Here is a 13,252-nt window from a genome sequence, read left to right as displayed (position 1 = left end):
GAATTATTCGACCATATGAAATGAAGGACCTTATAAATCTTACCTATCATGATGTCTGGATAATAAGCAAGCATACAAGTTATTTTACGATGATTCAGTGCGGGGTATCCATAAGTGGGGATGAACTTCTCAGGCTTTAAGGAACCCTTGCCCAATAACCCGGCGAAAGGGGCGCGATTAGACAATGAAGGCGGAGGTTATTAATCCTTTCATAGAGTCCGCAAGAAACGTGATTCAACAAGTGGTACAGGTTTCACCTTCTACAGGCAATCTGGGCGTCAAGGAGATCGGCTATCTGGAGAATCATATCTGGATTCTGATCGGCATGACCGGACAGATGAACGGTGAAATTGTATTCGGTATCCAAGAGGAGGTTGCCCTGCGGCTGGTGTCCGTCATGATGGGAGGCTACGTGCTCACTGAAATGAATGAAATGGGGCAGAGCGCCATCTCCGAGCTGGGCAATATGATCAGCGGCAATGCAAGCACGATTTTGGCCGGACAAGGTGTCAGTGTTGATATTACGCCGCCGAAGGTCGTGAAGGCCGACAGTGCATCGGATCTCATTCAGAAAAAAGCGCTGAGCATTCCACTCCACATGGATGGCATCGGAGAACTGGATATTCAAGTCATGATTTCATAAAATAGATACATACGATCTATTTATCCGTTCAGCGGCCCTTGATCTGGTGGTGCCTGGTACAAGAAGGAATCAGATCGAACACCGATGAAGGGGAACCATGGAGGGAGTCCGAATCATGTTACAACACAAAATCGTTGCCGTTACGGGCGCTTCAAGCGGAATCGGAGCGTTGATTGCGCAACGGTTGTCGGCGGAAGGCGCGTATGTGATCCTTATCGGACGCTCGGAGGAGCGGCTGCAGGAGGTAAGCAAGCGCATGCCCGGGCCGCACGAGATTGCGATGATGGATGTCCGGGATGATGAACAGGTCCAGGCGATATTTAAGGCGGCTCTAGCCAAGCACGGCAAAATCGACGTACTGATTAACAATGCCGGCTACGGCAAGTTCAGCCCTTTTTTGGATATGTCGTTAACCGAGTTCGAAGATATGATGAATGTCAATTATCTAGGGGTTGTACGCTGCACGCAGGCCGTTCTTCGAAGCATGCTCGAGCAGGGAGACGGGCAAATCGTCAACGTCGCTTCAATGGCCGGTAAAATCGGAACCGCCAAGTCCACGGCGTATTCCGCGACCAAGCATGCCCTGCTGGGCTTCAGCAATTCGCTGAGGCAGGAGCTCCACCGCACCGGAATTACGATTTCGACGGTAAATCCGGGCCCGATAGACACCCCGTTTCTGGAGATTGCCGATCCGTCAGGCGGATACATGAAAAATCTGGGTGCGCTGATGCTGAAGCCGGATGATGTGGCCCGGCGGGTGGTGACCCTTGTGCTTAAACGCAAGGAGGAGCTGAACCTGCCGCGTCTGGCCGCATTTGGCATCAAGCTCTATCAGCTGTGCCCACGGTTTCTGGATCGGGCATTGCACAGATGGATGAACAAAAAGTAACAGCGGAGGCGTGTGACATCAGCCGATTCCTCGGCGAAGGAATCACCTGTACGAGACGCGCCAAATGTACCGAGACGTGAACAGGTTCTCTCGTTCGGTCCGTTTGGCGCGGGCAGCCTCAGCTTCCACAAACCGATAGATGTATAAGATGAATACATCCTTCATACCTCTCTCCACACACTGTAACATTCCCAATTTTAATCCCCTGAATATCGTAAGGTTATGTAACCCGGTCATCGTTCTCCAGGTTGTATTTGGTGAGGGCTCCTGTTTTCGCATATAATGGGAAGAGTGAACCATACACGAATAACAAAGGATGGACGAAATCTATGAACGCAACCAATTTCCATACATTAGGAATCGCACAGGACTTCACCGAAAGGTTGGCTGAATTTGGCATCGAGTCTCCGTCACCAGTTCAGAGCGAAGCCATCCCCCATATCCTTGAGGGCAGGGATGTGCTGGCCACTTCCCAGACCGGAACGGGAAAAACGCTGGCTTATTTGCTGCCTGTTCTCCAAACGATTGATCCGGAGGTGAAAGGGACGCAGAAGGTCATTCTGGCACCGACCCAGGAGCTGGCGCTGCAGATCGTTCGCGAGGCGGAGCGATACGGAGAGCCTCGGGGCATCGGCGTTCTCGGACTGATCGGGGGGGCTGCGGTTAAGCGCCAGATCGAGAAGCTGAAGCAGCATCCGGAGCTGGTGATCGGTACGCCAGGCCGCATCCGGGAACTGATCGAGGTCCGCAAGCTGAAAATGCATTTGGTAAAAACGATTGTCATTGACGAAGTGGATCAGGTGTTCCAGCTTGGCGCGGGCGGTGATGTTGACCGGATACTGAAAAGCGCCCTGCGCGACCGGCAGCTTGTCTTTCTATCGGCCACCGTCAGCCAGCAGACGGCGGATCTCGTCAAGCAGGAGATGGATCGCCCGGTTGAGGTGGGCATTGATCCGGACATGAAAACGCCGTCCTCACTGGAGCACTATTATTTTGTGTCCGAGGAACGTGACAAGCTGGACATGCTCCGCCGAGTCGTTCGCCACTATAACCCGGAACGGGCTATCGTATTTGTGAACAATACGGACGATCTTGGCGAGGTGGAGGCGAAGCTGAACTATCTGGGCCTGAATGCTGCCGCTATCTACGGCGATGCGGACAAGCTGACACGCAGCCGGGTGCTGAATGCTTTCCGCGAAGGCCGGACGCGCCTGCTTGTGGCCAGTGACGTAGCCGCACGGGGACTTGATATCGAGGGGCTGGGCATGGTGATCAACTTCGACCCGCCGCTGGATGCGGAACATTACACGCACCGGGCTGGACGGACAGGACGGATGGGACGAAGCGGGATGGTCATCTCACTGATTACAGATCGCCAGACCTTTATTATGCGCAAGTTCAATCGGGAGCTTGGAATTACGATTGAGGAGCGGGCTTTCTACGCCGGGAAGGTAAGAGCGCCCAGAACTGCATCAGGTTCACCGCAGCGTTCAGGAGGCAGCGGCTCGGGTTCAGGGAAAGCCCGCCAGGCTCGCAAGCCGGCAGCGGTCAGCGGCAAGGGCCGGGCGAGCACCGGCAAGGCGACCGCAGAGCGGCAAAGTGAACGGGAGCGCACGAGAAAGAATAAGGGTGCGCCGCGGTGGTTAAAGGACAAGTCGCGCGAATAGGCGGCATTTCATTCGATGTTTCCAGGTCTATAAGCCCGGCACGGCCCGGGCATACCGCAGGAATGAAGACAAGAGGTGAAGATAATGAGTGAACAACCGGTACTTTCTGTTCAGGACTTGAGCGGCGGTTACAGCATTAACCGGCCGGTGCTGCACGATATCTCCTTTCAGGTTCAGCCTGGCGAGCTGGTCGGTCTGATCGGCCTGAACGGGGCAGGGAAGAGTACGACTATGAAGCATATTCTGGGGCTGATGCATCCCCAGAAAGGGGAAATCAAGGTGCAGGGCAAACGCCGGGAGGAGGATACAGAGCTGTATCACAGCTCCCTGGCGTTTGTGCCCGAGTCGCCGCTGCTCTATGACGAGATGACCGTCCGCGAGCATGTGGAGTTTGCCGCCCGCTCCTACGGCGTGTCCCGAGAAGATTATGAGGCGAGAGCTGCTCATCTATCCCGTCTGTTCCGGATGGAGGAGAAGATGGACAGCCTGTCCATCCATCTGTCCAAGGGGATGCGGCAAAAGGTGATGATCATGTGTGCTTTTGTAGCCAGACCGGGGCTGTATATCATTGACGAGCCGTTCTTGGGGCTCGACCCGCTCGGCATTCGCTCCCTGCTGGATTTCATGCTGGAGGTCAAGGCAGCCGGTTCTTCGGTGCTGCTCAGCTCTCATATTCTGTCGACGATCGAGAATTACTGTGACCGCTTTATTGTGATGAATCGCGGCAGGGTGGTAGCTCAAGGGACGCTGCAGCAGATTGGAGAACAGGCCGGGCAACCGGGCAAATCGCTGGAGGAGCTGTTTAATATCCTGATCCAAGGCGGGAATCAGGCATGAATTTACGGGAGCTGTATCTCAAGAGGCGCAATCAATTTTGGGGAGAGGTTGTCCCTTATTTTGGCTATGTGATCCAGAGCGGCGTAGCGTTTGTGTTTCTGTTTTTATTAATTGTGTTTGCCGCCTGGTACACAAGCTTCATCATGAATCTGCCGCCGGATCTGCCGATTCGCTGGATCATGCTGGCCGTGCTCGCGCCGCTGGTTATCAACAGCAGTGTTCGCACTTATCTAAGGCCAGCGGATACCGTGTTTCTGCTTCCACAGGAAGCAAGGATGAGCCGTTACTTCGCTCAGGGCTGGATTCGCGGCGTCATTTACAAAATCATCGGCTTAATGATCGCCTTGATGATTTTGTGGCCGCTATATGTACGCAGCGATGCTGCTGCGAAACCGCTCTTGCTCACCATCGTGGTGCTGGCGGGGCTGAAGCTGCTGGCCAGCTATGGCAGCTGGAGAGAGCAGGAGATGGTGTCCAGGAGCATGGCGGCATGCTTCCGGTGCCTTCGCTGGGGCGTGGCCGCACTCGCGCTTGCCGCATGGCTGTGGCAGCCGTCAGGCCGCGGTCTCATATTCATCGCCCTGATTGGACTGACCTACGCTGCAGCAGCGGCTTATCCGGTCAGACATCTTGTTCCCTGGGAGCGGCTCATCGCTGTCGAGCGCCGTCAGGCAAGCCGCGTAATGCAGATCCTGAGCTGGTTCGTCAATGTGCCGCAGCTTGAACAGCGGGTTCATGCACGGAAATGGTTATCAAGCTGGGGCAAAGGAGTTCCGTGGAGGAAAGACGCAGCCTACCGCTACTTGCTGATCAAAAGTCTGGCTCGAAGTGATATGCTCGGCATTCTGATGCGGGTGGGTGTACTTGGGACGTTCCTTGTATGGATCAGCCGAGACAGTCCGGTCGGCACGGTCGTATATTTAGCCAGTCTGATGATCGTGGGGCTGCAGCTTTCCTCGCTCCGGAAAATGCATCGGGAATCGTTCTGGCTTCATGTATATCCGCTTCCGGAAGGAACCCGGCGCCTGAATGAAGCATATCTGCTGTTTCGGGTTCAACTGCTGTGGGCGCTCGTGATGTGGCTCCCTATGCTCGCTTCCGTTGCGGCGGCCCCGGGTCTGACACTCGGTACGGCCGTGGCCGGGTTCGCGCTCGTGTGGATGTTTCGTCATGCTGCGCTGCGAAGGGACCGCCGGGAAGACGAAGATGAAGATTGATCGTTACATTATGGTATCGACAGGCCGGGACGTTAGCGTTCCGGCCTTACCTTTGCAGGCAGCCGTCTGCATCCGCTGTACGTCAGTCGCGTGACCGTGATGCCATCGCGATGCATCTGCCGGCAAAGGCCGGATGGGCAGATTCAATTACACCCAGAAAGAACGAGTGATGATAACGAGCAGGATAAACAGAACCAGAATGGCTCCTACGCCATGACCGTATCCGAAGCCGCCACCGTATCCACCGCAACCTCTTACTTCTTCAACTGCACCCATTGTTCATTCCCCTTTCACTTGTTGGTTGGTACACGGTATTGTATGTATGCAATGGTTTTTAGGTATGGGCGAGCGTTGATTTTTGACGGAAGAAATTAGGTGAAATGCCTGAGCCTGTCCCAGGTATACAAGAAAGCCGCTCTCTACAAGGCTTGTAGAGAGCGGCTTCTCCTATCGATCATCACCGCATGTGTCCGGTCACTGCGTAATTACGTCTGCTGCAGATCCTGAACACCCTGGTGAATCAAATCAAACAGATCCTCCAAATATGGCTCCTCAATGCATGAGAATGCGATCCGCAGATCATGTTCGCCCAAAGCAATGGTGCCGATCCCGTACTCGTGAATTAGATGGGAGCGGAGCGCTTCAGCCTGGACCGTCTTGAGCTTCAGGCACATGAAATATCCGGAGTTGAACGGGTAGTAGTCCCATGCTTCGCTATATTTGCCGCTGTCCAGAATGTCCTTCACTTTATTGGCGCGGCCTTTCATAATCTGAAGCTTCTCTTCCTTCTGCTCCTTGAATCCCGGTGCCTTCAACGCATCCAGCACAAAGGTCTGCGAAGGGTGGGGACCGCTGGAGATGGTTGCGCGGATGATGCCGAGCGTCTTCTGCTCCAGGGCATCCAGCACGTCCTTGTTCTCCGAAGCATAGGTAATGAAGCCGACACGGAATCCCCAGACGAATTCCTCCTTCGTGGCTCCATCCACCTTCACCGCCAGTACGCGCGGATGCAGATCGGCCAGGCGGCCAAACAGCGATTCCTTGAGCGAATCTTCAAAGAACAGGCCGAAATACGCATCATCCGTAACCACAACGACATTGATTCCCGCTTCGGCCGCATCCTTGATCGCTGCGACGATGGCGTCTCCCTCGGCTGCCCCAGGTGTGTAGCCTGTCGGGTTGTTCGGGAAGTTGAGGATAACCACGGCTTTCCCCTTATCCTTCTGGGCCAGAAGGGCGTCGCGCAAACCTGCGGCATTAAAGGTCATCTCCGATGTGAAAAGAGGGAAATTCACGTTCACCCCATGGCGGCGGACGCCGAATGTCAGGTCATAGTTTTCCCAGTTCTTGTCGGGATAGATGACGGCATCGCCTTCATCTACGAACAGGTCAGCGACGATGCTGAGACCGTGGGTCAGTGCATTGGTTGCAATCGGATTGCCGAAGCTCTTCCCTTGCAGCGAAGGGTTCTCTTCCAGCATCTTGTCCCGCCATAGAGAGCGCAGCTCCGGCTTGCCGGCTGGAGGGGCGTACGGGTACAGGTCCTTCGGCGCGAAAGCCGACAGCTTCTCCTGAATGACCCCCAGATGCATAGGAATGCCGCCTTCGGTTGCGATTCCAATCGTTGCATTATATTTTTTCGCATGGGCTGCTGCCTCAGCGGATTGGCTCAGAATGCCTTCCTTCGGGAAATAGAGCTCCTTGCCGAGTGTGGAGAGCATGTCAAATACATGCGGGTTACCGGCTTGCAGCTTCTCATTCAATTGTCCGGCCAATGGGTTCATGAATTGGCTCCTTCCTTCCGCAATTCTATTGGATATTATGACGACATTGGATGTAATGTCTCCGATTCATTGCCTAACATTATACCACCTTGCACATCAACCGTCACGATCAATTCGCGTCGCTTTAATGCGATCCCGTGAAATATTTTCGCATTAGTTTTGCGGTTTCGCGATCCTGCTCCTGATCCCGGCTTTCGAGCGCCTGCGCGATGCTCTCCAGACGCTCCGGTGTCAGATTTTGCCCGAATTTGAATTTTGCGCTCAGCCGATGGGGCACCAGCTTGATGACGGCGACCCCTTTCAGCCTTTTGGCATACTTCGGGTCCTGTGCATCAATCGTGGCATAGCCGCCTTCCGGCTGAAGCTTACGCATCAGCGCTTCCATTGCCAGCGCTTTTTCTTCGAGGTCATCTACGAGCACCGCTTCCCCGACAGCGGTTACGCTTTTGAAATATGCGGTTGCGGGACAGGCCAGGACCGGATCGGAATAATAGGACGGAATCAGAGAATATTCATCCGCCACAGTAAAGCAGACCGCGGGGGTGCGCCGAAGATGCTCCATCTTCTCGCCCATGCGGCTGCCATGAAAATAAAAGGCCTGGTTCGCATACACAAAGTTCAGCGGGGTCACCCGTGGAATGCCGTCTTCACCTACCGTGCCGAGAAAGCCGAAGCTCGCCTGATGCATAAAGGCTTCAATCTCCGCCGGGTCGTCCATCATAAATTCATCTCTTCTCATTCGTATCACCTCATATATGATTTCATCCCATGTGAACAGCATACGCTTCAGATTGACACATCAAAAGCGCCAATTTACAGTGATTTATATAGGCCAATTTCAGTTGTGGATACAGGAGGGGTTCGATGGAACTGGGGCTGCCGTTTGAAACCTATGTAGCAAAATATAAATACAAGTACCTGGCGCTCTACCAGGCTCTATGCAAAGCCATTCTGAGCGGAAATCTGCCGGCAGGTGTCCGCCTTCCGGCTACGCGCGAGCTCGCCAGGATGTACGGCATATCGAGGGGAGCGGCCGCCCAGAGCTACGACATGCTGCTGTCAGAAGGCTATGTGGAGACCCGGGTTGGCAGCGGAACGTATGTCGCCCAAGGGATGACGAAACGCCCTGACATGCTGCCCACCTCCCGGGAGCCGGTGCTATCGGTCTGGGGGAAGCGGCTTATGGATGCCATCCCTGCAGGGGACAATGAGAATGAGAGCGGGGATGCTGACCGGCTTGAAGAAGGAACGATCTCATTTTCAAGTGTGAATATTCCGATGGAGCTGTTTCCTTATGCGGAGTGGCGCAGCGCATTAGCCTTTGCAGGCGGCATCGGCGGCCGATTGCTGGAAAGCGGGCCACCTCCTGCCGGAGACATGGAACTGCGAAAGGCGATCGCCGGTCATCTGCGATTCAAACGCGGCATTGAGGCCGACCCGGAGCAGATCGTTGTGTTCAGCGGCTCGATGCAGGGTCTGATGCTGTTATTCCAGCTTCTGGTTGATGAGGGGGAGCCTGTTGTGCTTGAGGATCCCGGATTCCCGGGCATCTATCAAGCGGTATCTGCCAGCGGCGGCATTCCGCTGCCTTCGCCTGTGGATGCACAGGGCCTCGTGCCTTCGGAATGGGAGGCTAAACTGCTTGTCGTATCGCCCAGCCGCCAGTACCCCACGGGAAAGGTGCTGCCGCTTGAACGAAGAAGGGCGCTCCTGAACTGGGCTGGCAGACGCAATGCCTGGGTCATCGAGGATGACTATGACAGCGAATTCCGCTGGAGAGGGCGGCCGATTGAGCCGCTGAAGGTGCTGGATCACGAGCAGAGGGTCATCTACATCGGTTCGTTCTCGAAAACGATGTTTAACGGCCTTCGGCTAGGCTATGCCGTGCTGCCGCCAGCCTTGGTATCGCCCGTCGTGGCGGCTAAAGCGATCTATGAGCCGATATCCCCGGCTTCTCTGGAGCAGCGGGCGCTGGCCAGGTTTATGCAGACGGGCGGGTATGCGCGTCATCTGCGGCGAATGACCAAGGTGTTCGGTGCGAGGTACGAAGCCTTTTGCGAGCATATGAACCGGCAGGTTCCGGAAGTGTTTCGTCTCGAACGAGGAGATTCCGGATTGCTCGTATACGCGAGCTGGCTGAAATCCGGCGAGGCCTATGACAGGTTCAGACAGGCGGCGCGCGACCGCGGGGTTGTGTTCCGCAATGCGTCCGTGTATCATTATAGTTTCGCTCCTCCGGCGGCCTGCTTTGCATTTGCCCATCTGAACGACGGCCAGATTGAAGAGGGGGTTCGCCGGCTGGCTGCTGCGTGGACAGACATGCTGAAAAACAGGTATGATGGTGGAGGATCAATTTTTTGACATAGATGAGGGGGAATGAGTGATGCTGAACGCATCGCCGTCTTCTTTTGTAATCAAGCCCGCGCTGGCGAAGATCGTCTGCGAACCGGGATGGAAGTGGCAAAAGCGTGAAAAACCGATGCAGAATTACGATTTGTTTTATGTCTGGAGCGGGGAAGGGATTGTCGAGCTGAATGATGAGCCATATACGGTCGGGAAAGGGAGCTGCTTCCTGTTTCGTCCGGGCGATCATACGAGCGCGACGCATAATCCGCAAAAGCCGTTGGTTTTGACATATATCCATTTTGACGTTACGGAGCCGGTAACGGAGGTTCCCGCTCCATACCGGCAGCTCTCCGAGACGATGGAGTTCGAGAATTTGCTGGCAAGGTACGTCAGGCTGTATCTGGACAAGCCCTTCGGGGGGGAGGAAGAGGGACAGCTGATTCTGAAACAGCTAATGATTTATCTTCTGCGTGCCGATCTGGCTGAGCCGATTGTCAAAAAAGTGAGCAATCAGCTATCGGAAGCCATCCACGAAATCGCCAATTATGTCCGCCAGCATCCAGGCATCCCGCATCGGGTGGAGGATTTGGCTGCCAGAGCCGGATTATCACCGCGCTACTTCTCCATCAAGTTCAAAGAACTGATCGGGACGCCAGTGCAGTCGTATATTATCCGGATGCGCATTGAGCGGGCGCAGCATTTGCTGCTGCATCAGGGGATGAATGTGACCGAGGTGGCTGATGCGCTGGGCTACCGGGACATCTTTTTCTTCAGTCGGCAGTTTAAGCAGTACACGGGGAAAAGCCCTTCCGAAATCCGTTGATGCGTCAATTTCGAACATTCCGATTGGGTCATTTCGCCATGAGGCGGCGAAGTGCGGATCCCGCGCGCTGGGGCGTCCTTGTGCAGCTGGGTGGAGCAGGGGCCCTGCTGGTATTGCGGGCTCCGCTCCGCTTGAACCGCTTAAACGAAGCGCCGACACCGTTCGCTGTCAGAGATTCATGGCATCAGAAAGCGCAGATTACACCCTGCTCCGGACTGAACCCGGTTGCGGGATCATCTGCGCTTTTTTTGGCTGTAACCAAAAGGAGGAAGGGGAATGACAAAGATAGAGGAACAGCGGGTGGCCCTGGTCACAGGTGCTTCCAGCGGCTTCGGCATGCTGATCAGCCTGGCGCTGGCCCAAGCCGGATACATTGTAGTTGCGGGTGTCCGGAGGCCGGAGGCAGAAGATGAGCTGCGTTTGCGTGCGGAACAGGAAGGGGCTCGAGGGTTGATTCATCCGCTTCGGCTGGACATTTGCCGCCCGGAGCACATTGAGCAGGCCTCGGCATACATCGAAGATACCTACGGCCGTCTCGACGTGCTGGTGAACAACGCCGGTGAAGCGGTCGGGGGCATGGTGGAGGAAGTGCCGCTTGCGGATTGGAGAAGACAGATGGAGACGAACTTCTTCGGCACGCTGGCGGTGACACAGGCGATGCTTCCTCTGCTGCGTACAACCGGGCGCGCCAAAATCATCATGCTGAGCAGCATCAGCGGTGTGGTTGGCTTTCCGGGATACGGGCCGTATGCCGCATCCAAATTCGCGGTAGAAGGGTTCAGTGAAAGCCTGTCGATGGAGCTGGCCCCTTGGGGTGTCGATGTGGTGCTGGTCCAGCCGGGCGCTTATGGCACCCCGATCTGGCGCAAGAGCTTCGGGGCGATCCAGAGCGGGGAGCATTCCCCGTACCGCGAGGTATTAACCGGCGTGCTGGCCTATTCCAAGCGGACAGCCGAGCAGGCCGGAGACCCGATGGAGGTCGCCAGGCTGGTGGCACGGATTGCCACTATGCGTAAACCGAAATTTCGTTATCGGCTGCCCCGTTCGACCCAGTGGTCGGCCTGGATGAAGCTTCTGCTGCCGGACCGGCTGTTCCAGCGCATCGTCATGAGGCTGCTGCGTCAGAAGGACGCAGGCAGGGAATAACGCTGACGCAAGAACAGGGGACTAGTTTGCTTTTTCATTCGGATGAAGGACTCCCAGAAGCTCGCCCATTTTGACCCTTGAGCCGGTCTCTAAATCTCCGCGTGGCGTGAATGTGCCGCTTTCGGTCAGAAGCACGACGGTGGAGCCGAATTCGAAGTAAGCCAGCTCATCGCCGATCTGCCACTGCTTGACCTCGTCGCTCACATATTGAATGCTGCTGACGTTCATCGCGCCAACCTTCACAACAGCGACCTCGCCGAATTCATGCGCAATGTATGTAATCAGCCGTTCGTTCCGGCTCAGCACGGACCGGATATGGGTCATTGCAAAATCATTGACCGGGTACACCTTGCCCTTCAGATGCTCGCTTTCCGTCTGCACGCCGGTAACCGGGGAGTGAATGCGGTGGTAATCCGTCGGACTTAGATACAGCACAAATACATACCCGTTGATATAATGCTCAATTCGCGGGGAGTGGTTCAGCAGCTCGGCTATCGTGTAGTCTTGCCCCTTCACATTGACAATGGTGCCTGCCTGAATCAAACCCTGCGCGGTAATGGTGGCATCGACCGGACTGACCATGGCGCTCTGTGTATCATCGATGGAGCGCATGCCGATTTTCAGTCTGCGGGAGAAGAACTCGTTCAGCGAGCGGTATTCGTGAATTTCCTTCTCCGCTTCGTGGGCGGGAATTTGATATACCCGAATGAATGTCGGTATAAGATAACGGCTGACTCCACTGTGAGAGAAGCGCCCCATCAGCTTGGAAAGCCACTTTCGGGAAGACAGTTCGGTCATTAGCCGCAGCAAATGTTTAGCCATGAAATTCTCCTTTTCCTGCATGTGTCTATAGGATCTTGATGGCGGTTTCATATCACCGGTTGATAGACGCATGGTAAGTACAATCTGATATTGACACAGTTTTGATTCGAAATCAATAAATCGGTCAATTTGTAAAATGGTTCTTGCAAATTTGCGATGGGCTGTGTATTTTTAGATTAGCATAAAACCGAATAGGGAGTACGGGGGCTTGAGTGAATCAGGCTGAGATTGCAGCTGTTATCCCGCTGCTGACCGTTAATCTGAACTGGGTAATGCCAGCGTAGAGAATATCCGACCCTGCCTATACTAGGGCCTATTTTCCGTCTGCGCATTTTTCCAGACGGTTTTTTGTTGTGTGGATTTGGAATGAATGAGCAGCCGGCCGGCGCGAATCTTGCCAATCCTGTTCGCCACGAAATAAAGGTTGAGAGGGGTATGAAGGTTTATGGGAGTTCCAGTTAAAGAAAATTTGGAATTACAGTCCCGGAAAGGACTGCGAGTCAGCGATATTTTGGTTACCGTATTGGTGTCACTGGTGTTTGGGATTGTGTATCACTTTTGGGGATCGGTATATAGCTTGCTCAAGCCGTTTCAGGCGGATGAGCTGCTGTACGGGATGTGGTTTGCAGCGGCAACGCTTGCTTTTCTGCTGATCCGTAAGCCGGGCGTCGCGATTATTGCAGAGTTGGCGGCCGCGCACGTGGAAGTGCTGTTTGGCAGCGGCTGGGGTCTGACCCTGCTTATGTACGGGCTGATTCAAGGACTTGGAGCCGAGCTGGTCTTTGCGGCATTCCGCTACCGGAACTACAGCGTGTGGGTTGCTGCAGCGGCAGGAGCTGTGGCAGCGCTTGGCTCGATGGTGCTCGATTTCTACTACAGCTACACGGATGATTTGGAATCCTGGCTGTTCATTGCCAAATACGGCATGCGTATCCTCAGCGGCGCGGTCATCGCCGGTCTGCTCATGGTGCTGCTGGCGAAGGCGCTTGAGCGTACAGGCGTAACGGCGCTGCTCCGCCCGGCTTCATCGAAGGATTACGAAGCATTGGACGATCCGCGCCATGGCTGATCAGGGAAC

Annotated in this window: 13 protein-coding genes and 1 riboswitch; of the genes, 9 read left to right on the top strand and 4 right to left on the bottom strand. The window is 55.0% G+C overall.

The features are described 5' to 3' along the window. Positions 1–184 precede the first annotated feature (184 nt). The 5 genes from CHH75_RS10985 (at position 185) to CHH75_RS10965 (ending at position 5,253) form a co-directional block, all read left to right on the top strand. Positions 185–643 (top strand): chemotaxis protein CheX, encoded by a 459-nt coding sequence (locus CHH75_RS10985; RefSeq protein WP_095398163.1) that lies wholly within the window; start codon positions 185–187, stop codon positions 641–643. 115 nt (positions 644–758) lie between these two features. Beyond that, positions 759–1,532 carry an SDR family NAD(P)-dependent oxidoreductase gene (locus CHH75_RS10980; protein ID WP_095398162.1) on the top strand — a complete coding sequence of 258 codons (774 nt, stop codon included), beginning with the start codon at positions 759–761 and terminating at the stop codon, positions 1,530–1,532. A 329-nt stretch (positions 1,533–1,861) separates the two neighbouring features. Then, complete coding sequence (locus CHH75_RS10975; RefSeq protein ID WP_095264694.1) at positions 1,862–3,199, top strand: DEAD/DEAH box helicase; 1,338 nt, start codon at positions 1,862–1,864, stop codon at positions 3,197–3,199. Between the two features lie 84 nt (positions 3,200–3,283). Then, positions 3,284–4,036, top strand: a complete 753-nt coding sequence (locus CHH75_RS10970) for an ABC transporter ATP-binding protein (protein ID WP_095264695.1) — start codon at positions 3,284–3,286, stop codon at positions 4,034–4,036. Then, on the top strand, positions 4,033–5,253 hold the full coding sequence (locus CHH75_RS10965; RefSeq protein WP_095398161.1) for an ABC transporter permease: 1,221 nt from the start codon (positions 4,033–4,035) through the stop codon (positions 5,251–5,253). The genes CHH75_RS10970 and CHH75_RS10965 overlap by 4 nt, the downstream gene beginning before the upstream one ends. Positions 5,254–5,400: 147 nt before the next feature. Here CHH75_RS10965 and CHH75_RS10960 read toward each other — a convergent pair whose 3' ends face one another. The 3 genes from CHH75_RS10960 to CHH75_RS10950 all read right to left on the bottom strand — a co-directional run bounded on the left by CHH75_RS10960 (position 5,401) and on the right by CHH75_RS10950 (position 7,776). Beyond that, positions 5,401–5,529 carry a sporulation protein YjcZ gene (locus CHH75_RS10960; RefSeq protein WP_095264697.1) on the bottom strand — a complete coding sequence of 43 codons (129 nt, stop codon included), beginning with the start codon at positions 5,527–5,529 and terminating at the stop codon, positions 5,401–5,403. Positions 5,530–5,738: 209 nt separating this feature from the next. Next, positions 5,739–7,037 (bottom strand): aminotransferase class I/II-fold pyridoxal phosphate-dependent enzyme, encoded by a 1,299-nt coding sequence (locus CHH75_RS10955; protein ID WP_095398160.1) that lies wholly within the window; start codon positions 7,035–7,037, stop codon positions 5,739–5,741. A 124-nt stretch (positions 7,038–7,161) separates the two neighbouring features. Further along, the gene (locus tag CHH75_RS10950) at positions 7,162–7,776 is read right to left on the bottom strand and encodes a pyridoxamine 5'-phosphate oxidase family protein (RefSeq protein WP_095398159.1); all 615 of its coding nucleotides are present in this window, start codon (positions 7,774–7,776) and stop codon (positions 7,162–7,164) included. 125 nt (positions 7,777–7,901) lie between these two features. On the opposite strand from CHH75_RS10950, the gene pdxR reads away from it, so the two are divergent. The 3 genes from pdxR to CHH75_RS10935 all read left to right on the top strand — a co-directional run bounded on the left by pdxR (position 7,902) and on the right by CHH75_RS10935 (position 11,352). Then, positions 7,902–9,398 (top strand): MocR-like pyridoxine biosynthesis transcription factor PdxR, encoded by a 1,497-nt coding sequence (pdxR, locus tag CHH75_RS10945; protein ID WP_095398158.1) that lies wholly within the window; start codon positions 7,902–7,904, stop codon positions 9,396–9,398. Positions 9,399–9,420: 22 nt separating this feature from the next. Beyond that, the gene (locus CHH75_RS10940; RefSeq protein WP_095398157.1) at positions 9,421–10,206 is read left to right on the top strand and encodes a helix-turn-helix domain-containing protein; all 786 of its coding nucleotides are present in this window, start codon (positions 9,421–9,423) and stop codon (positions 10,204–10,206) included. Positions 10,207–10,482: 276 nt separating this feature from the next. Next, complete coding sequence (locus CHH75_RS10935; protein ID WP_095264702.1) at positions 10,483–11,352, top strand: SDR family oxidoreductase; 870 nt, start codon at positions 10,483–10,485, stop codon at positions 11,350–11,352. Between the two features lie 21 nt (positions 11,353–11,373). Here the strand turns inward: CHH75_RS10935 and asd are convergent, their stop codons facing one another. Continuing rightward, positions 11,374–12,174 carry an archaetidylserine decarboxylase gene (gene asd / locus CHH75_RS10930; RefSeq protein WP_095264703.1) on the bottom strand — a complete coding sequence of 267 codons (801 nt, stop codon included), beginning with the start codon at positions 12,172–12,174 and terminating at the stop codon, positions 11,374–11,376. A gap of 190 nt (positions 12,175–12,364) precedes the next feature. Beyond that, a riboswitch (TPP riboswitch) is annotated at positions 12,365–12,478 on the top strand. A 141-nt stretch (positions 12,479–12,619) separates the two neighbouring features. Here asd and CHH75_RS10925 point away from each other — a divergent pair. Next, positions 12,620–13,243 (top strand): ECF transporter S component, encoded by a 624-nt coding sequence (locus CHH75_RS10925; protein ID WP_095264704.1) that lies wholly within the window; start codon positions 12,620–12,622, stop codon positions 13,241–13,243. The last annotated feature ends 9 nt before the right edge of the window (positions 13,244–13,252 follow it).

It is taken from the genome of Paenibacillus sp. 7541 (assembly GCF_002276395.1).
GTDB lineage: Bacteria > Bacillota > Bacilli > Paenibacillales > Paenibacillaceae > Paenibacillus_AQ > Paenibacillus_AQ campinasensis.
Note: the sequence above shows the minus strand (reverse complement) of the source record. Positions and strands in the feature narration are given on the sequence as shown.

What these genes read in the sequence shown, in the direction of transcription:
- CHH75_RS10985 (WP_095398163.1), top strand. Translation starts at nt 185, where the DNA reads ATGAAGGCGGAGGTTATTAATCCTTTCATAGAGTCCGCAAGAAACGTG.
- CHH75_RS10980 (WP_095398162.1), top strand. Translation starts at nt 759, where the DNA reads ATGTTACAACACAAAATCGTTGCCGTTACGGGCGCTTCAAGCGGAATC.
- CHH75_RS10975 (WP_095264694.1), top strand. Translation starts at nt 1,862, where the DNA reads ATGAACGCAACCAATTTCCATACATTAGGAATCGCACAGGACTTCACC.
- CHH75_RS10970 (WP_095264695.1), top strand. Translation starts at nt 3,284, where the DNA reads ATGAGTGAACAACCGGTACTTTCTGTTCAGGACTTGAGCGGCGGTTAC.
- CHH75_RS10965 (WP_095398161.1), top strand. Translation starts at nt 4,033, where the DNA reads ATGAATTTACGGGAGCTGTATCTCAAGAGGCGCAATCAATTTTGGGGA.
- CHH75_RS10960 (WP_095264697.1), bottom strand. Translation starts at nt 5,529, where the DNA reads ATGGGTGCAGTTGAAGAAGTAAGAGGTTGCGGTGGATACGGTGGCGGC.
- CHH75_RS10955 (WP_095398160.1), bottom strand. Translation starts at nt 7,037, where the DNA reads ATGAACCCATTGGCCGGACAATTGAATGAGAAGCTGCAAGCCGGTAAC.
- CHH75_RS10950 (WP_095398159.1), bottom strand. Translation starts at nt 7,776, where the DNA reads ATGAGAAGAGATGAATTTATGATGGACGACCCGGCGGAGATTGAAGCC.
- pdxR (WP_095398158.1), top strand. Translation starts at nt 7,902, where the DNA reads ATGGAACTGGGGCTGCCGTTTGAAACCTATGTAGCAAAATATAAATAC.
- CHH75_RS10940 (WP_095398157.1), top strand. Translation starts at nt 9,421, where the DNA reads ATGCTGAACGCATCGCCGTCTTCTTTTGTAATCAAGCCCGCGCTGGCG.
- CHH75_RS10935 (WP_095264702.1), top strand. Translation starts at nt 10,483, where the DNA reads ATGACAAAGATAGAGGAACAGCGGGTGGCCCTGGTCACAGGTGCTTCC.
- asd (WP_095264703.1), bottom strand. Translation starts at nt 12,174, where the DNA reads ATGGCTAAACATTTGCTGCGGCTAATGACCGAACTGTCTTCCCGAAAG.
- CHH75_RS10925 (WP_095264704.1), top strand. Translation starts at nt 12,620, where the DNA reads ATGGGAGTTCCAGTTAAAGAAAATTTGGAATTACAGTCCCGGAAAGGA.